The organism is Methylobacterium sp. GXS13 (genome assembly GCF_001455965.1).
GTDB lineage: Bacteria > Pseudomonadota > Alphaproteobacteria > Rhizobiales > Beijerinckiaceae > Methylobacterium.
Map to the genome: position 1 here is coordinate 1 of NZ_LKKO01000030.1, position 19,848 is coordinate 19,848.

Sequence of the window (19,848 nt, forward strand, 5' to 3'; positions counted from 1 at the left end):
GCAGCGTCAGGTAGGGCGCAACCAGCGCCCACTCCTCATCGGAAACATCGGACGGATACAGCTTGCGGGTCGCGCTCATCCCCGCTCATCTGAGCATCAGCCCGACCCAGGTCCATAACAGCCTCTAGGAAACGCTACGCTCTGAGACGGCGCGCTGTCCTGGGTTGCTTCGCTACGCTCGCAATGACGATGCGGGTGGCAGCGCTTATCTCGTGACTCGATCTTATCGGGAAGAAAGATTGCCCTTCATCCGGGCAGCACTGCTTGGGAATCGGGCGGCGCCGAGCCGCGTCCCTCTCACCGGCACGATACGACAGTGCGGACGATCCAGCCTTCCTGAGGCAGCCAGAACTTGCGACGGGCCCGGCCGCAATCGCGCTCGGGCTGGGTGCCGGAGGTCCAAGTTCCGGTGGGCTCCACGACCTTGGCGGGCTCCACGATCTTGGGCGGTTCCACCATTGTGGCGGGTCCGGCCGGGTCGCCCCGGCGGGCCTCGGCGGGCGCACTGACAACCAGGGCGGCGGCGAGCAGAGCAGCACCCCGTAAAACGCTTGCGCGCACGATCAAGACCCTCGCTCGGCGAAGATGCCGAGGGACGGCATCAACCGGAGGTTGCCGACTGGCGCAAGCGCGATCCGGCTTGAAACCCGTGCCGTCCCGTCCGTTCACGCAGCAGGGTGAACGGACGGGTCATGCGTTGAGGCAGGAACGCAACACAGGTGAGGAGAAGTACCGGGGGAGACATCAGACGACGGTCATAAGGGACCTATGCAACTTGGCGGTGCCGCGCGATCTTTGCTAAGGCCTGGAATGAGCGTGGCCTTGTATTCGTGTTGGCTTGCTCGATCGCGCGCCGCCGCACGTATCCGGTGACGCCGCGCCATCCAGGGAAAACCGAACCATGTCCGCCCCGATCCGCCGCCTGTTCCTGGCCGGCTTCACCGTCCTGGCGCTCGCCTCCACAGCCCACGCACAGGGCCGCGGCCCGGTCGCCGCGTCCGGCATCGACGGGTTCGGCGACGACGGCCAGCTCTATCAGGACCAGAACGGTGCGTTCTACGTGCGCCGTGGCGACCGCTACCTGCCGTATACCGGCCGTCCCCCGGTGGTCCGCCCAGCACCCCCGGCCGCGTCGGTTCCGCAGGCGGCCCCGGTCTACGCGCCGGACTATGACGATCCGGCCGCGCCGCCCCGCCGGGCCGCCGGAGCGCCGCCGGCCGAGGGGCTCTCCCCCATCGAGGCCGCCAAGGCGAAGGCCGTGCTCCGTGCTCCCGATGATGGGCCGATCGACTACGCCAAGGCCTATGGCCCGATCCAGGACGACGTGTTCCCGGTCCAAGCCTTCAACTACAAGAAGATGAACCCGGCCTTCCTCCGGCAGGAGATCGCCTATAACGGCCCCTACGAGCCGGGCACGATCATCGTCGATCCCCGCGCGCACCAGCTCACCCTGGTCGAGCAGGGCGGGCGTGCCCGCCGCTACGGCGTCGGCGTTGGCAAGCAAGGGTTTTCGTGGTCCGGGACCGCAACGGTCAACTCGAAGCAGGCGTGGCCGGATTGGTATCCGCCCAAGGAGATGATCGCCCGCAGCCCGAAGCTCGCCAGCGAGGTCGACAAGCTCCAGAGCGGTCTCGGCGTCGAAGGCGGCCTGCGCAACCCGCTGGGCGCCCGCGCCATGTATCTCTGGCAGGGCAACAAGGACACGCTGTTCCGCATCCACGGCACCCTCGAGCCGTTCTCGATCGGCAGGAGCGTGTCCTCGGGCTGCATCCGGATGATCAACCAGGACGCGATCGACCTGTTCAGCCGGGTCAACGTCGGCTCGAAGGTCGTCGTCCTGAACTGATGTTTTCGAAAGATCGGGAGCGCCGTCAGGCCACGCCGCGGCGGTGCTCCCCGAGGATCCGCCGGACCGTCCCGGCTTCCGAGCGGTAGACCACCGTCTCGGTCTGGATCCGGTCCGGCCGGAACCGGACGCCGCGGAGCAGCGCACCATCGGTCACGCCGGTGGCGGCCACGATCACGTCGCCGCTGGCGAGATCGACCAGATCGTATTTCCGGTTGTAATCGTCGATGCCCATCTCGGCGGCCCGGCGGCGGCGCTCGGGCGTGTCGAGGATCAGCCGGCCCTGCATCTGGCCGCCGATGCACCGCATGGCCGCGGCGGCCAGGACGCCTTCGGGGGCGGCGCCGGTTCCGAGATAGATGTCGATACCGGTCTCGGCGGGGCTCGCCGTGAAGATGATGCCGGCGATGTCGCCGTCCGAGATCAGCCGGACTGCAGCGCCCGCGGCCCTGACCTCGGCGACGAGATTCGCGTGACGCGGGCGGTCGAGGATCAGCGCGGTGATCTGATCGGGCTCGACGCCCTTGGCCCGGGCGAGCGCCGCGATGTTGTCGGCGGGGCTCGCGTCGAGATCGACGATGCCCGGCTTGTAGCCCGGGCCGATCGCGATCTTCTGCATGTAGACGTCAGGCGCGGCCAGCAGGGAGCCGCGCTCGGCCATGGCCATCACGGCGATCGCGCCGGGCATGTCCTTGGCGCAGAGCGTCGTGCCCTCCAGCGGATCGACCGCGATGTCGACTTCCGGCCCCTCGCCCTGCCCGAGCTGCTCGCCGATGAACAGCATCGGCGCCTCGTCCCGCTCGCCTTCCCCGATCACCACGGTGCCGCGGATCGGCAGGCCGTTGAGCTCGTCGCGCATCGCGTCGACCGCCGCTTGGTCGGCGGCCTTCTCGTCGCCCTTGCCGCGGAGCCGCGCCGCCGCGATGGCGGCCCGCTCCGTGACGCGGGCGAGTTCGAGGGCGAGCGTGCGCGGGACGCCACGCGGGTCAGTCTTAGGGGCCACGGCCATCGTTTCCTGCCTGTGTCCGGGCCCGATCTTGAGGTCGGATCCCGCCTTGATCGTCGTCGACCGACACCAATCAGCCTACGCTTGGCGTATCTTTATCACTTATCCTGCATCAAGATTTAGGCACTCTGCCCATTTGATGCACTCTTATTCCCGTTCAATGCGGATCACCTGCGGTGGTTCAGCCAATAAGCCATCCGCGTCGATCGCGTCGAGGGCCGCGCGAATCGTGCCCTCGGTGGCCGCGTAGGTGATCAGCACCAGCGGCACCGGGCGTCCGGAGCGGCCGCGCGGATCGGATCCGGCGCCTTCGGTGCGGCGCTGCAGGATGCTCTCCAGCGAGATTTCCCGCTCGGCCATGCGCTGGGCCACGCCCGCGGCGACGCCGGGGCGGTCGTGCACGGTGAGGCGGATGTAATAGCCGCCCTCGTGGCGCTGCATCTCGACGCGCTCGCTGGCGCGCATCGCCGAAGCAGGCACCCCGAAGGTCGGGCGCACGATGCCGCGGGCGACGTCGGCGATGTCCGCCACCACCGCGGAGGCGGTCGCCTCGCCTCCGGCGCCGGGGCCGATCAGGGTCAGTTCGCCGACCGCATCGGCGTCGATGGTGACCGCGTTGGTCACGCCCATCACCTGGGCGATGGCGGAGGATTTCGGCACCATGGTGGGGTGGACGCGCTGCTCGATCCCGGCCTCCGAGGCCTGGGCGACGCCGAGGAGCTTGATCCGGTAGCCGAGCTCGTCGGCCATGCGCAGGTCGAGGGGCTGCACCCGGGAGATGCCCTCCACGGAGACGCCGTCGGCGTCGATGGCGGTGCCGTAGGCGAGGCTCGTCAGGATCGCGAGCTTGTGGGCGGTGTCGAAGCCCTCGACGTCGAAGGTCGGGTCCGCCTCGGCATAGCCCAGGGCCTGCGCATCCTTGAGGCAGGCCTCGAAGGTCAGGCCCTCGCGCTCCATGCGGCTGAGGATGTAATTGCAGGTGCCGTTGAGGATCCCGTAGACGCGCGCCACGGCGTTGCCGGGCAGGCCCTCGCGCAGGGTCTTGATCACCGGGATGCCGCCGGCCACCGCGGCCTCGTAGGCGAGCGCGACGCCGCTGGCCTCGGCGAGGGCCGCCAGCGCCGCACCGTGGCGGGCGAGCAGGGCTTTGTTGGCGGTCACGACGGTCTTGCCGGCCTGAAGCGCCGCCTCGACCACGGCCTTGGCCGGCCCCTCGGCGCCGCCGATCAGCTCGACCACGCGGTCGACGTCGCCAGAGCGCGCCAGCGCCACCGGATCGTCGAACCAGGTCACCCCGGCGAGATCGAGCCCGCGGTCGCGGCTCCGGTCGCGGGACGACACGGCAGCGACGCGGATGTCGAGGCCGGAGGCCAGCAGGGTGTCACGGCGGCGGGCGATCATCCGGACGACGGACGCGCCGACGGTGCCGAGCCCGGCGACGCCGATGCGGTAGCTCACTGTCATGATTCCTTCCGTGCCGGGGCCCCGCAGATGACCGGGCCTCCGATGCGCCGCATCTCTGCAAGAATTCCGGCCCGCCCGCAAGAAAACCGCGGGTCCCGGATCGATCTCCCGCTCAGCCCGCGACGGCCCGGTGCCGGATCGCCGTGGCGACGAGGGCGTAGAGCACGAGGGCGTTGAGCAGATGCCAGAGCGCGTGCGTCCCGGTCGGCAGCACCGCGCAGGCCAGCTGGTCGATGGTGCGCACGGTGAGCGAGATCAGGAACAGCACGCCCACGACAACGAGTCGCCGGCCGGTGCCGACGAACCGCGTCTCCGGACGGTCGAGCGCCGCCACGGTGAACAGGGCCAGAGCGGCCGGCAGGTAATCGATCGAGCCGTTGGTGCGGGCGGAGATGTCGGACCCGGTCAGCCCGTCGAGGGTCGGCACCAGGGTGAAGCTGAACAGGATGAAGCCGGCGGTCGCCGCCTCCACCCGGAGGCGGGGCAGCTTCAGGAACCGGTGGAGCGCCAGGACGAGGTATGCGACGATGAAGACCGTGATCGGGATGATGTCGGCATACATCGCCCAGGTCACCGCCAGGGTGTGGAACAGGAACGAGCCGATCCCGACCAGGGCGATCAGCCCGGCCAGTCCGAGGCAGGCGCGATCGGGCGGATCGGCGGCGCCGGCGCGGCGTGCGGCGGCCGCAGCCGCCAGCAGAAAGGCGGCGTTCGACGCCGCGTTGAGCGGTTCGGCCCAGAAATCCGGCCCGGTCCGCTCGCAGTACGCCATCACCGGCTCGAACCACCCCATCGTCATCCCGGTGTCCATACCTCCCCAATCTTGCGCGGTGATGGCCTTGTCAGCGCGCCGCGAAGCGGGGATGACGGCCAGGCGGCGACCGGAAGCGAGGCGATGCGGATCACGACCTGGAACGTCAACTCGATCAAGCAGCGGCTGCCGCATCTGCTGGGCTTCCTCGACGAGGCAAAACCCGACGTGGTTTGCCTGCAGGAGCTGAAGTGCCAGGACGACGCGTTCCCCCGCGCCGAGGTCGAAGGTGCCGGCTACGCGGTCGAGACCCTGGGCCAGAAGGCCTATAACGGCGTGGCGATGCTGGTGCGGGCGCCGCTGGCGATGACCGAGATCCGCCGCGGCCTGCCGAGGGACGAGTCCGACGAGCAGTCCCGCTACATCGAGGCGCTGATCTCCGGCGCCGACACCAAGCCGGTGCGGGTGGCCTCGATCTACCTGCCGAACGGCAACCCGGTGGACAGCCCGAAATACCCCTACAAGCTCGCCTTCCTGGAACGGCTGCGGCTCCACGCCCGCGCCCTCATGGAGGACGAGCATGCCGTGGTGCTGGCGGGCGACTACAACGTCATCCCCGAGCCCGCCGACGCGGCCGACCCGGAGGCGTGGCGCTCCGATGCGCTGTACCTGCCCACCACCCGGGCGGCGTTCCGCGCGCTCCTGGCCGAGGGCTACACCGACGGCCTGCGCGCCTGCGACCCGCGGGACGGCCTCTACACCTTCTGGGACTATCAGGCCGGCTGCTGGCAGCGGAATGCCGGCATCCGCATCGACCATCTGCTGCTCTCCCCCCAGGCTGCCGACCGCCTGGTCTCGGCCGCCGTGCAGAAGCACCTGCGGGGCCTCGACAAGCCGTCCGATCACGTGCCGGTGACGGTGGAATTGACGCCAGGGTAGGGTCGAAGCCGCCTCTCGCGCCTGTCGGTCGCGCCGCCCGGGTTCGACAGCAGACGGATGGCGCACGGGAAACTAATGGCGATAGCGCCGGTCATGCCATCTTGCAGGAGGCCCCGATACGGGTCCCCGCGCGCCTGTTCGACCGGTGTTTGGAATCCAAGCTCGCGTACCGAGAGGCCCGCGCCAGCGGCCCTCGATCGCCCGGCATCGCAGCGTGCGGGCACGGGTGGGAGTATCGGGCTGAACGCCCTTCCGCGTCCGGCTCCCGTCTCACGCCTTCAGCGGACGCGCCTGCAGGATCGCCGCCCGCACGAAGGGCCGCTTCAGCTGAGTGCCGACATTCGCCCGGCCGACGAATTCCTGCGCGCCGGGATGGCTGCGCACCGCCTTGACGAGGTTGAGCCGGTGGCCGCTGCGGAACCGGTACGGCTCGGTCACCGCGCCATTCAGGAACGCTTCGACGCTGGCATCGATCTCGTCCTCGGCGATCACGTTCGCCCTGTGCAGCATCTGGATGGTCTGAAGGTCGGTCATCATCGATAGATAGGGCGGCGGCGCCGGTTACGGAGCCAAGATTACCGGCGCCGCCGCTTGAGGGAAAGGCCGCCCCCTATCGCGTCGTCGCCAGCAGCAGGTCCGGCAGCCAGAGGGCGATGCCCGGCACGAGGCAGAGGATCAGGATCGCCACCGCCATCAGCATCACGAAGGGCAGGGTGCCCCAGATGATGTCCGAGAGCGGGATGTCGGGGGCGATGTTCTTGATGACGAAGATGTTCAGGCCCACCGGCGGGTGGATCAGGCCCATCTCCATGGTGATGGTCATCACCACGCCGAACCACACCAGGTCGAAGCCCGCGGCCTTGAGCGGCGGCAGGATGATCGGCGCGGTCATCAGGATGATCGAGACCGGCGGCAGGAAGAAGCCGAGCACGATCACCAGGGCGAGGATCGTCACCAGCAGCACCCAGGGGGAGAGCTGCATCGCCACGATCGCGGCCGCGGCCGACTGCGACAGGTGCAGGTAGCTCATTACGTAGGCGTAGAGCAGCGACATGCCGATGATCAGCATCAGCATGGTCGATTCCCGCAGCGTCGCGATCAGGATCGGGCTGACGTCCCGGAACCGCCAGACGCCGTAGATGGCGGCGATCAGGCCGAGCGCTAGCAGGCCGCCGAGACCGGCCGTCTCCGAGGGGGTCGCGTAGCCGCCGTAGAGCGCCACCATCACGCCGGTAAGCAGGATCACGAAGGGGAGCACCCGCGGCAGCGTCGAGAAGCGCTGGGCCATGCTGTACTGCTCGTCGGCCAGGATCGGCGAGGCCGGGCCGCCGCGCTCCAGCACCGCCTTGGCGGCGGCGAATTCCGAGCGGAACCGGTACATCGACCAGGCCGCGAACAGGGCGACCAGCAACAGACCCGGCCCGATGCCGGCCAGGAACAGCCGCCCGAGGGACTGCTCGGAGGCGACCGCGTACAGGATCATGGTGATCGAGGGCGGCAGCAGGATCCCGAGGGTGCCGCCGGCCGCGATGATCCCGGCCGCGAAGCCCGGCGAGTAGCCGCGCTTGCGCATCTCCGGGATGCCGGCCGAGCCGATGGCGGCGCAGGTCGCCGGGCTCGAGCCCGCCATGGCGGCGAACAGCGCACAGGCGAAGACGTTGGCGATGCCGAGCCCCCCGGGGATCCGGTGCATCCAGGCATGCATCGCCGAGTAGAGGTCCTGCCCCGCCCGGGACCGGCCGATCGCCGCGCCCTTCAGGATGAACAGCGGGATCGACAGCAGGGTGATCGAGGCCATCTCCTCGTAGACGTTCTGGGCCACCGTATCGAGGGACGCGGCCGGCATGAACACGACCATGAAGGCCAGCGCCACGGCGCCCAGCGCGAACGCGATGGGGATGCCCGACAGCATCGCCCCGAGGGTGGCCCCCGCGTAGAGGAAGCCGATCGCCGCCGTGCTCATCGTTTCACCCTCGCGTCGACCGTGCGGCCGATCGGATCGGGCCCCTGGGGCGTGACCCCGGGCGCACCGTGCATGTCCCTGTTGACGTCGGCACCGATGCCGATCTTCGGCTTGGCCCAGCCCGCCGCCCGCGGCCCGTAGAGCAGGGCCTCGGCGATCTGCAGGACGAACTGCAGGCACAGCAGGCTCATGCCGGCGGCCATCAGCGTGTAGGGGATCCAGAGCGGCGGCCCCCAGGTCGATTGCGAGGTCTGGCCGTCGACCCAGGCCTCGTGGTCGAGGGTCCAGCTCTTCCAGGCGAAGAACGCGCAGAAGGCGAGGCTGACGACGTCCACGAACAGCAGACGGACCCGGTTGACCGCCGGCGGCAGCAGCCCGGTCAGGGCCTCGATCGCGACATGGCCGCGCTTGGCCTGGACTCCGGCGGCCGAGAAGAAGGTCGCCCCGACGATCAGGAAGACCGCCATCTCGTCCTGCCAGTCGGTCGGTTCCTTCAGCAGGTAGCGGACCACGACGCTGTGGCTCAGCACCAGGCAGGCACCGACGAGACAGAGCCCCCCGAGGCCGAGGATCACGCGGTTGATGCCGCGCAGCGTCCGGTCGAAGAGCCCGAGCAGGCCGGGGAGCCGGGGCTCCTCGGCGCCCTTCGCGTCCGGGATCGCGGTGGCCGCGTCGAAGCCGTGGCTCACGCGACCTGCTCCGCAAGCTTCAGCAGTTCCGCGCAGGTCGCGTTACGGCCGGCGTAATCCTTCCAGGCGGTCTCGCGGGCGATCTCCCGCCACTGGCCGAGCACCTGATCGTCGAGCTGCGAGACCTTGGCGCCGGCCTTGGAGAAGATCTGCTCGACGCGGGTGTCGTCTTCCTTGGCGCCGGCCTGGCCGAAGGCCTCGAGCTCGGCACCCACGGCCATGATCAGGTCCTGCTGGTCCTTGGGCAGGCCGGAGAACACGGTCTTGGACATCATGATCGGCTCGAGCATGAACCAGTAGGAGCGCTCCCGGCCGGAGGTGAGCGCCTTCGAGAGTTCCTCCAGCCGGAACGAGATCAGGCTGGTGGACGAGGTGATGACCGCGTCGCACGCCCCGGTCTGCATCGCCGCGTAGGATTCGTTCGAGGGGATCGAGAGCGTCGCGGCGCCGGCCTGCTTCATCATCAGATCCATCTCGCGGGAGCCGCCGCGGACCTTCATGCCCTTGGCGTCGGCCGGCGCGATCAATCCCCGATCCCGGCTGGCGACGCCGCCGGCCTGCCAGACCCACGAGACCAGGACGATGCCCTTGGATTCCAGCAGCTCGGTGAGCTTGCGGCCCACCGGCGCGGTCTTCCAGGCCACGGCCTGCGCGTAGGAGGTCACGAGCGCCGGCATCAGCCCGATATTCAGCTCCGCCACCTCGCCACCCGCGTAGGGGCTCGGGTAGAGCGACATGTCGAGCGCGCCCTTGCGCATGGCGCCGAACTGGGCGTTCGTCTTCATCAGCGAAGAGCCGGGATAGACCTGGACCTCCAGGGCGCCCTTGGAGCGCTCGCCGACCGCCTGAGCGAATTTCCGGCACATGCGGTCGCGGAAATCGCCCTCGTCGATCGTGCCGCCCGGGAATTGGTGCGACAGCTTGAGGACGGTAGCAGCCTGGGCGGCGCCGAGACCGAACCTCAGGATGGCGGGCGCCGCGAAGGCGGCCGCGACCAGCGTGCGACGTGTCGGCGTCATAGCTTTCTCCCGCGCCGCAATACGAGCAGCGTCCATTTTGTGCGCCGCAATACTGATCAACAGCGCTTGTATGCAAGAAAAACCGTCTTGTATATTTTGTCAACGGTGGAGCATATGTGATGGGCATCAAGCCCGGCGGCGAGCCAGGAATCGGGCAGATGCAGCGCTGATCTGTCGGCGCGGAGGGATGGAGGCATGAGTCACGCCCAGCGTCTGCGCCAGCGGATCGAGGACGAGATCGTCTCGGGCGAACTCGCTCTCGGCTCACGCCTGGACGAGAACCAGCTCGCGGCGCGCTTCGGGGTCTCGCGCACGCCGATCCGGGAGGCCCTGCTGCAATTGGCGGCCACCGGCCTGGTCCAGACCAAGCCGCGGCGTGGCGCCATCGTCAGCGCCCCGGAGCCGCACCTGCTGCTCGCCATGTTCGAGGCCATGGCCGAGATCGAGGCCGCCTGCGGCCGGCTCGCCGCGCGCCGCCTCGTCCCGGAGGATGCCGAGGCGCTGCAGGCGGCGCTCGCCGGTTGCACGGCGGCGATGGCCGAGGCGGATACCGAGAGCTATTACGCCGAGAATTACGTGTTCCACACGGTGGTGTACCGGGCGAGCCGCAACGCCTTCTTGGCCGACCAGGCCTTGTCGTTGCATCGTCGGCTGGCACCCTACCGGCGGTTGCAATTGCGGGTCCGGCAGCGGCTGCCGCAATCGCTCGCCGAGCACGAGGCGATCGTCGCCGCGATCGTGGCCGGGAACGAAGCCGGTGCCGCCGAGGCCCTGCGCAGCCACGTCATCGTCCAGGGTGACCGGTTCACCGACCTCGTCGCCGGCCTCCGGGCATCGAACGCGGCCTGACCGGGCCGCAAGCGCCGCTTAACCGCAATGCGCGCGGGGATTGCGTAGCTCCGGGTTCTGACTCGACTAGAAGTTGAGTAATCGGCATGGTCGCCCTCTGGAATCGAGGACGATTATGCTGAAGGACATCGTGAGAAGCGCCGGGCGCCGCGCCGGGGTCGATATTTTCCGGGCCAGCACCGAACCGTTCCGCTGGAGCCACACGGTTCACGATTATCACCCGGTGGTGCCATCCTCCCGCTGGACCCCCGGCAGCGCGCCGCACGGTCACCTGCGGTCGGTCTTGGCCCGGGAAACCGCCGCCTACGGATCGTTCCTCGATGCGCTGGAGAGTCAGGTCGATCTGCTCCACAGCGTTCCGCACGAAGCGGGAGCGACCGGCTCGGTGACGCCGCACTGGAACAACACCTGGTTCACCGCCCTCGACGCTGCAGCGCTCATGACCCTGCTCGCCTGGAAGCGGCCGGCCCGCTATCTCGAGATCGGATCCGGGTGCTCGACCTGCTTTGCCCGCTACGCGATCGACGCGCTGAATCTGCCGACGACAATCACCTCGATCGACCCGATGCCCCGGCGTGAGATCGATGCGATCTGCGATTGGACTCTTCGCAGTCCACTCGAAGGTTGTGATCTGAAACTCTTCGACGAGTTGCGCGCCGGGGACATCGTGTTCTTCGACGGATCGCACCGATCCTTCGCCAATTCCGACGTGACGGTGTTCTTCTTCGAAGTGATGCCGCGTCTCGCGCCGGGTGTGATCGTGCAAATCCACGACATCTTCATCCCGGATGACTACCCTGCCGCGTGGAACTGTCGTCTCTACAACGAGCAGTACCTGCTGGCCGCGATGCTGATGTGCGGTGCGCCCCCGTTCCGGGTGACGGTCCCGGTCATGTACCTTTGCCAGGAACCGGCGATGCGCGCCCGGATCCAAGCGGTCTTCGCCGCCCGTGGGCCGGGCCCCGACATCCCGTTTCTCTATCCCAACGATTCCCGCACGCCGGGTGCCTCGTTCTGGTTCGAGATGACCGCTCAGCCGACGTCCGCGACCCCGTAATTCGCTGCAATCACAGGCTTTTTCCCGCGGATGTGCTCGCGCATCAGGATCGCCAGGGCGCCCCCGTCCCGGGCGCGCAGCAGGGCGATCATGTGCTCGTGCTCGGACACGGCGCGAGCCCATTGGTCCGGGGTCTGGTGGGCCGAATAGCGCGACCGCTGGATGCGGCCCGACAGGCCCTCATAGATGTTCGCCAGGATGCCGTTGCGGCTCGCCGCCATAATGCCTTCGTGGATCCGCCGGTTGTGGCTGAAATACCCGGCCTCGTCGCCAGCCTTCCAGGCCGCCACCATGGCCCGGTGATCGGCCTCGATCGCATCAATCTCGGCCTCCGAGATCGTCCGGCAGGCGAGATCGCCGGCCGTGGCCTCGAGCGCGGCAATCACCTCCATCATTTCCTCGAGCTCGGTCTCGGAAATGCTGGCGACCCTGGCACCGCGGTTCGGCAGCAGCTCGAGCAGGCCCTCGGTCGCCAGGATCTTAATCGCCTCCCGCAGCGGCGTGCGCGAGATTCCGAACCGCTCCGTCAGCTCGCCCTCGTTGATGCGCGCCTTCGGCTCCATTTCGCCGGAGCGGATCAGTTCACGCATCCGGTCCGCCACCTCGTCGTGGAGATAGCGACGGCTAATTCCGATGCCGGGGTCGATCTTGTTCATGGGCCCAGAGTGCACGCACGGTCAAAGCAACCTGAGTGCATGTGTAGGTGCCCGGCAATTCAGTGTCGAGGCGGCGCCGTGCGCACGAGCGCGTCATCGAGAACGCGGACCACATGCTCCGCGCGGATGCCGAGGCCGTCGTGGATCTGGTGCCGGCAGCTCGTGCCGTCGGCCACGACGAGATCGCCGGGGGCGGCCGCCCGCAACGCCGGGAATAGAGACAGTTCGGCCATGGCCAAGGAGGTCTCGATCGTCTCGGCGCCATAGCCGAACGCCCCCGCCATGCCGCAGCAACTCGATTCGATGACACGCACGTCGAGGCCCGGGACGGTTCGCAGCACCGTCTCCACCGAGCCCATCACGCCAAAGGATTTCTGGTGACAATGCCCATGCAGGTGCGCCACGCGGCCGCCCTGATCCACCAGCGGCAGCGTGATCCGGCCCGCCGCCAGATCGCCGGCCAGCAATTCCTCGAATAGGAACGCCTGCTTGGCGAGAAGCGCAGCCTCGTCGCCCGGCAGCAAGGCCGAGAACTCATCACGGAAGGTCAGCAGGCAGGACGGTTCGAGGCCGACCACCCGGGCGCCGGCCCGGACGAAGGGCAGGAGCGTGTCGAGGGTCCGGCGCGCTTCGGCGCGGGCCCGGTCGGTCTGGCCCGAGGCAAGCCAGGTTCGCCCACAGCAGAGCGGCCGACGCCCGCGGTTCGGATAGACCCGGTGGATGCGGTAACCCGCGGCCTGAAGCACCCGCTCGGCCGCTTCCAGGTTCTCCCGCTCGAAGGCGCGGTTGAACGTGTCGCCAAACAGGATGACGTCACGGAAATCCCCCGTCACGTCTTTGGGGTGAGCCGCCTCACCCTGCTCGCTCCAGGGACGCCGCCAGCGCGGCAGCGAGCGCTTCGCCGAGAGCCCGACCATCCGCTCCGATAGGGCGGCCAGCGCCGGGTGCCGGTCGCGGAGGTTGAGGAGCGGCGCGAGCTTGGCGGCGATGCCGGCATAATGCGGCATCAGGCCGATCAGCCGGTCGCGCAGGGGCAGGCCGTGGCGGGCGTGGTAGTGGTGTAGGAACTCGACCTTCATCTTGGCCATGTCGACGCCCGTCGGGCATTCCCGACGGCAGGCCTTGCAGGAGACGCACAGGTCGAGGGTGCGCTTCATCGCCTTGCTGGTGAAGGCGTCCGGCCCGAGCTGGCCGGAGATGGCGAGCCGCAGGGTATTGGCGCGGCCGCGGGTGAGGTGCTCCTCCTCGCGGGTCGCGCGGTAGGACGGGCACATCGCCCCGCCGGCGAGCTTCCGGCAGGTGCCGTTGTTGTTGCACATCTCGACGGCCGAGCCGAAGCCGCCCCAATCCGACCAGTCGAGGGCGGGCTTGAGCGGCTCCGTCACCGCGTAATCGGGCTTGAACCGGAACAGGCTCCGGTCGTCCATGGTCAGCGGCCGGACAATCTTGCCGGGATTGAGCCGGTTTTCCGGGTCAAACGCGTCCTTCACGGTCTCGAAGGCGCGGGTCAGGACCGGGCCGAACAGCGGCGCGATGTATTCCGAGCGCGAGATGCCGTCGCCGTGCTCGCCGGAATAGGAGCCCTTGTAGCGGCGCACCAGCTCGGAGGTCTCCTCCGCGATGGCGCGCATCCGATTCACGTCGCCGCCCTCCTTCATGTCGAGGATCGGGCGGACATGCAGGCAGCCCACGGAGGCGTGGGCGTACCAGGTGCCGCGGGTACCGTGCTTGGTGAACACCTCGGTCACCGCATCGGTGTAGTCGGCGAGGTGCTCCAACGGCACCGCGCAATCCTCGATGAACGAGACCGGTTTCGCGTCGCCCTTCATCGACATCATGATGTTGAGGCAGGCCTCGCGCACCTCCCAGACTGAGCGCTGGCGGGCCGGCTCGACGATCTCGACGACCGCATCCGCGAAGCCGTGATCGGCCATGCAGGCGTCGAGCCGCTTCAGGTCGCGCTTGAGGGCGGGGAGATCGTCCCCGGCGAACTCCGCCAGCAGCAGGCAGTTCGGCTTGCCGCGGGTGATGTCTGCCAGCGTCGCCCGGAACAGCGGGATGTCGGCGCCCAGCACCAGTACGTTGTTGTCGACCAGCTCTACCGCCACGGGATCGAGGGCGACGATGTGCTGCGTCGTCTCCATGGCGGCCCGGAACGACGGAAAGTGGCAGACGCCCATCACCCGGTGCGCCGGCAGGCGCGACAGCTTGAGGGTGACCGAGGTGGTGGCAGCCAGCGTCCCTTCCGAGCCGACCAGCAGATGCGCGAGGTTTGGACGCGGCTCGACCAGGGCGTCGAGGTTGTAGCCGCCCACGCGCCGCTGCACCTTCGGGTAGCGGGCTTCGATCTCGTCGCGATGAAGCAGGGCGAGGGCGCGCATGCGCTCGGCCATGGATTCGACGTGTGCCGAGCCGGTAACGCCGGTGGTCGCGTTGCCGGTCAGGCCGAAGCCGAACGCCTCGCCGTCGGGCAGCAGCGCGTCCATCGCAAGGACGTTGTCGCTCATCTTGCCGTAGCGCAGCGAGCGGGCGCCGCAGGAATTGTTGCCGGCCATGCCGCCGATGGTGCAGCGGGTCGCCGTCGAGGGCTCGACGGGGAAGAACCAGCCATCGGCCTTCACCCGGGTGTTCAGGCGCTCCAGCACCATGCCGGGCTCGACCGTGATCGTCCCGGCCTCGGGATCATAGGCGCGGACGCCGTTGAAGTGGCGCGCGCAATCGACCACCAGCCCCGAGCCGATCGGCTGGCCGTTCTGCGAGGTGCCGCCCCCGCGCAGGATCACCGGCGCGCCGTGATCGGCCGCGATCCGTAGGGTGGCCGCGATATCCGCGGCCGAGCGCGGCAGGACCACGCCGGCCGGCATGATCTGGTAGATCGAGGCATCGGTGCTGTAGCGGCCGCGGGTGAACGCGTCGAACCGCGCTTCCCCCTGAAGCTGTTCCGCGAGCTTGCGGGCCAATCCGCCATCGTGACGCGCCGCCGCGCGCGGCGACACCGCACTCCGAGCCTTGGCTTGCGTCACGGCCGATTCCTCCCAAGGGCGCGTCCCCGCCCATTGAAAGGATTGTATTCAAAATTCACGATCGGGAAAGCCGTGGTCGTGCCGCACCGGCGATGTGGACGATCAATCGACTCCGGCTAGCCCCGTCGGGCGGACCGTCAGATCGTCATGCCACCGTCGATAGAATAGCTCTGGCCTGTCACGAACGCGGCCTCGTCGCTCGCCAGGAAGACCACCAGCGGGGCGATCTCCTCGGCCTTCGCCAGCCAGCCCATGGGCTGGCGGGCGATGAAGGCCTTGCGGGCCTCCGCGGGATCGTCGAACGCGTTGATCCGGTCGGCGAGCGAGGGCGTGTCGACCGTGCCGGGGCAGATGCAATTGCAGCGGATTCCGCGGCCGACGTAATCCGCCGCCACCGACTTGGTCAGGCCGATCACCGCGGCCTTGGTCAGCCCGTAGACGAAGCGGTTCGGCAGCCCGCGCAGCGATCCGGCGACGCTCGCCATGTTGACGATGCTACAGGCGCCGGCCTCCAGCATCCGGGGCAGGACCGCGCGGATCGTCCAGAACTGCGACCGGACGTTGAGGTTCACCGCGAAGTCGAAATCGGCATCGCTGGCGTCGAGCACCGTGCCGGAATGGACGTAGCCGGCGCAGTTGAACAGCACGTCGATCCGGTTGAGCCCGCCGGCTACCGCCTCGATCTGCGTCCGGTCCAGCACGTCGAGGGGCGCGGTGGTGACGTTCTCCACCCCGTCGAAGGTCCGGAGCGCCTCCGCCCGGACATCGGTGGCCAGCACCTGCGCGCCTTCACGCGCCATCGCCAGGACACTGGCCCGGCCGATGCCCTGGCCTGCGGCCGTGACCAATGCTGTCTTGCCGGCGAGACGCATGCTCCGATCCTCCCCTTGGCGCGGTCGTCGTGCCGCTTCGGCTCCAATCTGCCGCGATCCGGGCCGCAGCGTAAGCCAGGGCGAAGTGTTTCAGGACAGCATCCGGGTGTCGCCGTCGATGGAGATCGCTTGCCCCGAGATGGTCCGGCCCCGGGGCGAGCAGAGCAAGAGGATCTGGTCGGCGAGCTGGCGGGCGGTGACGTAGTTCTTCACTGACACGAACGAGAAGGCGCGGGCCTCCATCTCGGCGAAGCTCGTGCCCTGCTGCTGCGCCTTGGCCTCCAGGACTCGGCGCTGGCGATCGCCCGCGACCAGACCGGGCAGGATCGCGTTCACCCGGATGCCGGCCTCGCCCAGCTCGATCGCCAGGGACTTCGTGAAGCCGATCACGCCCCATTTCGCCGCCGCGTAGGGGCTGCGGAGGCCGAAGCCGAACTTGCCGGCCGCCGAGGACAGGTTGACGATCGAGCCGTTGCTGCTCGCGCGCAGGTAAGGCACAGCGAGCCGGGCGCAATTGAACTGGCTCGTCAGGCAGACCGTGAGGCAGCGGTCCCACTCCTCGGGGGCGATCTCTTCCACCCGCCCGGTCGGCCCGGTGATGCCGGCATTGTTCACCAGCACGTCGAGGCCACCGAGGTGATCGACCGCCTGATCCATCATGGCGGCGACCTGTTCCCGGTCGGCGACGTCGGTCCGGCTGCGGGCGACCTCCGCGGGCAGCGCCTCGAGCGCCGCCTCGTCAATGTCGCAGGCGAAGACCCGCGCCCCTTCCTCGAGGAACGCATCGACGATGCCGCGTCCGATGCCGGCGGCGCCCGCCGTCACGAGCACGCGTAAGCCGGCGATTCCGAGATCCATATCGTTCCTCCCGTCCTAACCATCGTACCGAAGGCGCTTGCCGCCTTTCTGACGCGGACGATGGGCACCAAAACTACGCGTCCCGCAGACCCCCGCGGGACAGGATGAAATCTGCCGCCTCGCGGATATCGGCAGCCAGGGCTGCTGCGGCGGCAGGCCCGTCCCGGGCCTCGATCGCGACGAGCGCCTCGGCATGTCGCCGCAGCGCGAAGCCCTGGAGCAGCCGCTCGGGATGGGCGCGCAGGTCGAGGTTGATGACCGGCCCCGCCTTAAGCCACAGCCGGGCGATGACCTCTTGGAGCGGCGCCAGCCCGCAGGCGGCGTAGATCGCGAAATGCAGGTCGCGGTTGAGCCGGACCGCACGGGTGCGATCGGGCTCCGCAGACTCGGCCTCGGCCCGGAACGCCGCCTCGGCCCGGCGGATCGCGGCGAGGTCCGCCTTGCTCCGATGCTCGGCGGTGCGGGCGGCGGCCATGCCTTCGATCGCCATGCGGGTCTCGGCGAGCGCCCGGAAGTCCCGCGCGGTCATGATCGGGACCCGGATCGCGCGCGTCGGCGCGACTTCGAGCACGCCGTCGGCCACGAGGCGGCTCACAGCCTCGCGCACCGGCATTACCGAGACGCCGAGCGCCGCCGCGCTCTGGCGCAGGGACAGCCGGTCGCCGGGCGCCAGCCGCCCGGCGGCAAGGAGATCCGCCAGGGCCTCGTAGGCGGTGTCGGCGAGGGTGCGCCGATCGAGTTGAGGCAGTTCGGCCAGGGCCAACGTGGAAGTCATATGCCGAGACTAGACGAATCCGGCACTATCGCGCTAGTGATCTGTGATCACAGTTTGAGTGAGAGCTGCCGGAGTCCATCGAGAATGCTCGGCCTAGTGAGCCGCGTGAGCCGCGCGAGGATCAGGAGCTGCGGCGGAAGGTTTTGTGATTATGACCGATAGCGTCGCGATCATCGGCGCCGGCCTGATCGGCCGAGCCTGGGCGATGATCTTCGCCCGCTCGGGCTGGGATGTGCGGCTGTTTGATGCCGTGGACGACGTCGCCGAGGCCGCGATCCCGCTTTGTGCAGAGGGCCTGAGGACTCTGGCCGAGCATGGGCTTTGTCCGGATCCACAAGGGGCGGCGGATCGCATCTGGGCGCCCGAAAGCCTGGCTGCCTGTCTCGACGGCGTCGGCTTCGTTCAGGAGAACGGGCCGGAACGGCTCGATGTGAAGCGGGCCCTGTTCGCTGAACTGGACGCGCTGGCCCCCCCGGATGCGGTCATCGCCTCGTCTTCTTCGGCGATCCGCTGCTCGCTGTTCACGGAAGATCTGCCCGGGCGCGGGCGCTGCCTGATCGGCCATCCGGTCAACCCGCCACATCTGATCCCGCTGGTAGAGATTTCCGGGGCGCCCTGGACGGACACCGACGCTCTCGCACGCGCCCGGGAAACCTACGAAACGATCGGGCAGGTGCCGATCACCGTCCTCAAGGAGATCGAGGGCTTCATCCTCAACCGACTGCAGGGCGCGCTGTTGGCCGAGGCGTTCCGCCTAGCCTCGGAGGGCTACGTCACGCCGCAGGATCTCGACAAGACCGTCTCGGATGGACTCGGCCTGCGCTGGAGCTTCATGGGGCCATTCGAGACGATCGAGCTGAACGCCCCCGGCGGCATCGCCGATTACTGTGCGCGCTACACCGGCTTCTACAAGAGCCTCGCCGCCGACCCGGCCCCGCCCGCTGTCTACGAGGCGCCGGCCACCGAGGCGATCCTGGCGCAATGGCGGGCGCCCGCGGATCTCCCCGCCCGCATGCGCCGCCGGGACGCCCGGCTCGCGGCCCTGCGAGCCCACAAGCTTTCACGGAAGGACTGAGCATGGCCCCCCAGCGGAAAGTCATCATCACCTGCGCCGTCACCGGCGCGATTCACACGCCCAGCATGTCGCCACACCTCCCGGTGACGCCGGAGGAGATCGCCGACGCCGCCATCGGTGCCGCCGAGGCCGGGGCGGCCATCGTCCACCTCCACGCTCGCAATCCCGAGACCGGTCAGCCCGATCAGTCGCCGGAGGCGTTCGCCAAGTTCCTGCCGGTGATCAAGCAGCGCTCGGGCTGCGTGGTGAACCTCACCACCGGCGGCGCGCCGACCATGTCGATCGAGGAGCGGGTGCGTCCGGCTGCGACCTTCCAGCCGGAGGTGGCCTCGCTCAACCTCGGCTCGATGAATTTCGGCCTGTTCGGCATGCTCGACCGCTTCAAGGACCTGAAGCACCAGTGGGAGCGCGACTATCTCGGCAACAAGGATATCATCTTCCGCAACTCGTTCGGCCAGATCGAGCATATCCTGACCACCTGCGCACCGAACGGCACAAAGTTCGAGTTCGAGTGCTATGACACCGCCCACCTCTACAATCTCAAGTACTTCTTCGACCGCGGGCTGGTGAAGGCGCCGCTGTTCATCCAGACGGTGTTCGGCCTGCAAGGCGGCATTGGCGCCCATCCAGACGACGTGATGCACATGAAGCGCACCGCCGATCGGCTGTTCGGTGATCAGTATCAATGGTCGGTGCTGGGGGCCGGCCGCAATCAGATGAACATCGCCGCCATGGCCGCCACAATGGGCGGCAACGTCCGCGTCGGCTTGGAGGACAGCCTGTGGGACGGCCCCGGCAAGCTCGCCGAGACCAACGCGGCGCAGGTACGCCGCGTCCGCTCCATCATCGAGGGGCTGGGCCTTGCGGTCGCCTCGCCCGACGAGGCGCGCGAGATGCTGGCGCTGAAGGGCGGGGATAAGGTCGCGTTCTGAGGAGCGTTCGGGCCGAGATGGATCGTTGATCCAACCGTGACCGGGGGGAGGGCGCTTGTGGACCCTCCAATGCC

Annotated in this window: 19 protein-coding genes; 6 read left to right on the plus strand and 13 right to left on the minus strand. The window is 68.7% G+C overall.

Annotated elements, in window-relative coordinates; all coding sequences use genetic code 11:
• Window positions 1-297 precede the first annotated feature (297 nt).
• Window positions 298-567 carry a hypothetical protein gene (locus tag AO398_RS28275; RefSeq protein ID WP_210171927.1) on the minus strand — a complete coding sequence of 90 codons (270 nt, stop codon included), beginning with the start codon at window positions 565-567 and terminating at the stop codon, window positions 298-300.
• Between the two features lie 334 nt (window positions 568-901).
• On the opposite strand from AO398_RS28275, the gene AO398_RS11075 reads away from it, so the two are divergent.
• A complete protein-coding gene (locus tag AO398_RS11075; RefSeq protein ID WP_058192114.1) occupies window positions 902-1,846 on the plus strand; it encodes a L,D-transpeptidase in 945 nt (314 codons plus the stop codon).
• Window positions 1,847-1,871: 25 nt separating this feature from the next.
• On the opposite strand, the gene glpX is transcribed toward AO398_RS11075, so the two are convergent.
• From glpX to AO398_RS11090, 3 genes are all read right to left on the minus strand, one after another.
• On the minus strand, window positions 1,872-2,855 hold the full coding sequence (gene glpX / locus AO398_RS11080) for a class II fructose-bisphosphatase (protein ID WP_058192115.1): 984 nt from the start codon (window positions 2,853-2,855) through the stop codon (window positions 1,872-1,874).
• A 144-nt stretch (window positions 2,856-2,999) separates the two neighbouring features.
• Complete coding sequence (locus tag AO398_RS11085) at window positions 3,000-4,316, minus strand: homoserine dehydrogenase (RefSeq protein ID WP_058192116.1); 1,317 nt, start codon at window positions 4,314-4,316, stop codon at window positions 3,000-3,002.
• A 112-nt stretch (window positions 4,317-4,428) separates the two neighbouring features.
• Complete coding sequence (locus AO398_RS11090) at window positions 4,429-5,109, minus strand: ceramidase domain-containing protein (RefSeq protein ID WP_201025748.1); 681 nt, start codon at window positions 5,107-5,109, stop codon at window positions 4,429-4,431.
• A gap of 102 nt (window positions 5,110-5,211) precedes the next feature.
• On the opposite strand from AO398_RS11090, the gene xth reads away from it, so the two are divergent.
• On the plus strand, window positions 5,212-6,006 hold the full coding sequence (gene xth, locus AO398_RS11095) for an exodeoxyribonuclease III (RefSeq protein ID WP_058192117.1): 795 nt from the start codon (window positions 5,212-5,214) through the stop codon (window positions 6,004-6,006).
• A gap of 270 nt (window positions 6,007-6,276) precedes the next feature.
• Here xth and AO398_RS11100 read toward each other — a convergent pair whose 3' ends face one another.
• The 4 genes from AO398_RS11100 to dctP form a co-directional block, all read right to left on the minus strand.
• On the minus strand, window positions 6,277-6,543 hold the full coding sequence (locus AO398_RS11100; protein ID WP_244498733.1) for a hypothetical protein: 267 nt from the start codon (window positions 6,541-6,543) through the stop codon (window positions 6,277-6,279).
• 73 nt (window positions 6,544-6,616) lie between these two features.
• Window positions 6,617-7,969 carry a TRAP transporter large permease gene (locus tag AO398_RS11105; RefSeq protein ID WP_058192119.1) on the minus strand — a complete coding sequence of 451 codons (1,353 nt, stop codon included), beginning with the start codon at window positions 7,967-7,969 and terminating at the stop codon, window positions 6,617-6,619.
• A complete protein-coding gene (locus AO398_RS11110) occupies window positions 7,966-8,658 on the minus strand; it encodes a TRAP transporter small permease (RefSeq protein WP_058192120.1) in 693 nt (230 codons plus the stop codon). The genes AO398_RS11105 and AO398_RS11110 overlap by 4 nt, the downstream gene beginning before the upstream one ends.
• Window positions 8,655-9,677, minus strand: coding sequence for a TRAP transporter substrate-binding protein DctP (gene dctP, locus AO398_RS11115; RefSeq protein WP_058192121.1), 1,023 nt, complete (start codon window positions 9,675-9,677; stop codon window positions 8,655-8,657). Before dctP ends, AO398_RS11110 begins: the two co-directional genes overlap by 4 nt.
• A 195-nt stretch (window positions 9,678-9,872) precedes the next feature.
• Here dctP and AO398_RS11120 point away from each other — a divergent pair, with 195 nt between their 5' ends.
• Both AO398_RS11120 and AO398_RS11125 read left to right on the plus strand, forming a co-directional pair.
• Window positions 9,873-10,526, plus strand: a complete 654-nt coding sequence (locus tag AO398_RS11120; protein WP_058192122.1) for a GntR family transcriptional regulator — start codon at window positions 9,873-9,875, stop codon at window positions 10,524-10,526.
• A 115-nt stretch (window positions 10,527-10,641) separates the two neighbouring features.
• Window positions 10,642-11,583, plus strand: coding sequence for a class I SAM-dependent methyltransferase (locus AO398_RS11125; RefSeq protein WP_058192123.1), 942 nt, complete (start codon window positions 10,642-10,644; stop codon window positions 11,581-11,583).
• Here AO398_RS11125 and AO398_RS11130 read toward each other — a convergent pair.
• From AO398_RS11130 to AO398_RS11150, 5 genes are all read right to left on the minus strand, one after another.
• Window positions 11,559-12,239, minus strand: coding sequence for a GntR family transcriptional regulator (locus AO398_RS11130; protein ID WP_058192124.1), 681 nt, complete (start codon window positions 12,237-12,239; stop codon window positions 11,559-11,561). The two genes, AO398_RS11125 and AO398_RS11130, sit on opposite strands and share 25 nt — an antisense overlap.
• A 59-nt stretch (window positions 12,240-12,298) precedes the next feature.
• Window positions 12,299-15,262, minus strand: a complete 2,964-nt coding sequence (locus AO398_RS11135; RefSeq protein ID WP_058192125.1) for an FAD-binding and (Fe-S)-binding domain-containing protein — start codon at window positions 15,260-15,262, stop codon at window positions 12,299-12,301.
• Window positions 15,263-15,399: 137 nt separating this feature from the next.
• Entirely contained in the window at window positions 15,400-16,134 is a 735-nt protein-coding gene (locus tag AO398_RS11140) for an SDR family oxidoreductase (RefSeq protein ID WP_058192126.1), read from the minus strand.
• A 90-nt stretch (window positions 16,135-16,224) separates the two neighbouring features.
• Window positions 16,225-16,992 carry an SDR family oxidoreductase gene (locus AO398_RS11145; protein ID WP_058192127.1) on the minus strand — a complete coding sequence of 256 codons (768 nt, stop codon included), beginning with the start codon at window positions 16,990-16,992 and terminating at the stop codon, window positions 16,225-16,227.
• A 73-nt stretch (window positions 16,993-17,065) separates the two neighbouring features.
• Window positions 17,066-17,767: a GntR family transcriptional regulator gene (locus AO398_RS11150; protein WP_058192128.1), complete on the minus strand. Its 702-nt coding sequence runs from the start codon at window positions 17,765-17,767 to the stop codon at window positions 17,066-17,068.
• A 151-nt stretch (window positions 17,768-17,918) separates the two neighbouring features.
• Here AO398_RS11150 and AO398_RS11155 point away from each other — a divergent pair, with 151 nt between their 5' ends.
• Together AO398_RS11155 and AO398_RS11160 are read left to right on the plus strand one after the other, a co-directional pair.
• The gene (locus AO398_RS11155; RefSeq protein ID WP_058192129.1) at window positions 17,919-18,842 is read left to right on the plus strand and encodes a 3-hydroxyacyl-CoA dehydrogenase; all 924 of its coding nucleotides are present in this window, start codon (window positions 17,919-17,921) and stop codon (window positions 18,840-18,842) included.
• Window positions 18,843-18,844: 2 nt separating this feature from the next.
• Window positions 18,845-19,774 carry a 3-keto-5-aminohexanoate cleavage protein gene (locus AO398_RS11160; RefSeq protein WP_058192130.1) on the plus strand — a complete coding sequence of 310 codons (930 nt, stop codon included), beginning with the start codon at window positions 18,845-18,847 and terminating at the stop codon, window positions 19,772-19,774.
• Window positions 19,775-19,848: the final 74 nt, after the last annotated feature.

What these genes read in the sequence shown, in the direction of transcription:
- AO398_RS11075 (WP_058192114.1), top strand. Translation starts at nt 902, where the DNA reads ATGTCCGCCCCGATCCGCCGCCTGTTCCTGGCCGGCTTCACCGTCCTG.
- glpX (WP_058192115.1), bottom strand. Translation starts at nt 2,855, where the DNA reads ATGGCCGTGGCCCCTAAGACTGACCCGCGTGGCGTCCCGCGCACGCTC.
- AO398_RS11085 (WP_058192116.1), bottom strand. Translation starts at nt 4,316, where the DNA reads ATGACAGTGAGCTACCGCATCGGCGTCGCCGGGCTCGGCACCGTCGGC.
- AO398_RS11090 (WP_201025748.1), bottom strand. Translation starts at nt 5,109, where the DNA reads ATGGGGTGGTTCGAGCCGGTGATGGCGTACTGCGAGCGGACCGGGCCG.
- xth (WP_058192117.1), top strand. Translation starts at nt 5,212, where the DNA reads ATGCGGATCACGACCTGGAACGTCAACTCGATCAAGCAGCGGCTGCCG.
- AO398_RS11100 (WP_244498733.1), bottom strand. Translation starts at nt 6,543, where the DNA reads ATGATGACCGACCTTCAGACCATCCAGATGCTGCACAGGGCGAACGTG.
- AO398_RS11105 (WP_058192119.1), bottom strand. Translation starts at nt 7,969, where the DNA reads ATGAGCACGGCGGCGATCGGCTTCCTCTACGCGGGGGCCACCCTCGGG.
- dctP (WP_058192121.1), bottom strand. Translation starts at nt 9,677, where the DNA reads ATGACGCCGACACGTCGCACGCTGGTCGCGGCCGCCTTCGCGGCGCCC.
- AO398_RS11120 (WP_058192122.1), top strand. Translation starts at nt 9,873, where the DNA reads ATGAGTCACGCCCAGCGTCTGCGCCAGCGGATCGAGGACGAGATCGTC.
- AO398_RS11125 (WP_058192123.1), top strand. Translation starts at nt 10,642, where the DNA reads ATGCTGAAGGACATCGTGAGAAGCGCCGGGCGCCGCGCCGGGGTCGAT.
- AO398_RS11130 (WP_058192124.1), bottom strand. Translation starts at nt 12,239, where the DNA reads ATGAACAAGATCGACCCCGGCATCGGAATTAGCCGTCGCTATCTCCAC.
- AO398_RS11140 (WP_058192126.1), bottom strand. Translation starts at nt 16,134, where the DNA reads ATGCGTCTCGCCGGCAAGACAGCATTGGTCACGGCCGCAGGCCAGGGC.
- AO398_RS11145 (WP_058192127.1), bottom strand. Translation starts at nt 16,992, where the DNA reads ATGGATCTCGGAATCGCCGGCTTACGCGTGCTCGTGACGGCGGGCGCC.
- AO398_RS11150 (WP_058192128.1), bottom strand. Translation starts at nt 17,767, where the DNA reads ATGACTTCCACGTTGGCCCTGGCCGAACTGCCTCAACTCGATCGGCGC.
- AO398_RS11155 (WP_058192129.1), top strand. Translation starts at nt 17,919, where the DNA reads ATGACCGATAGCGTCGCGATCATCGGCGCCGGCCTGATCGGCCGAGCC.
- AO398_RS11160 (WP_058192130.1), top strand. Translation starts at nt 18,845, where the DNA reads ATGGCCCCCCAGCGGAAAGTCATCATCACCTGCGCCGTCACCGGCGCG.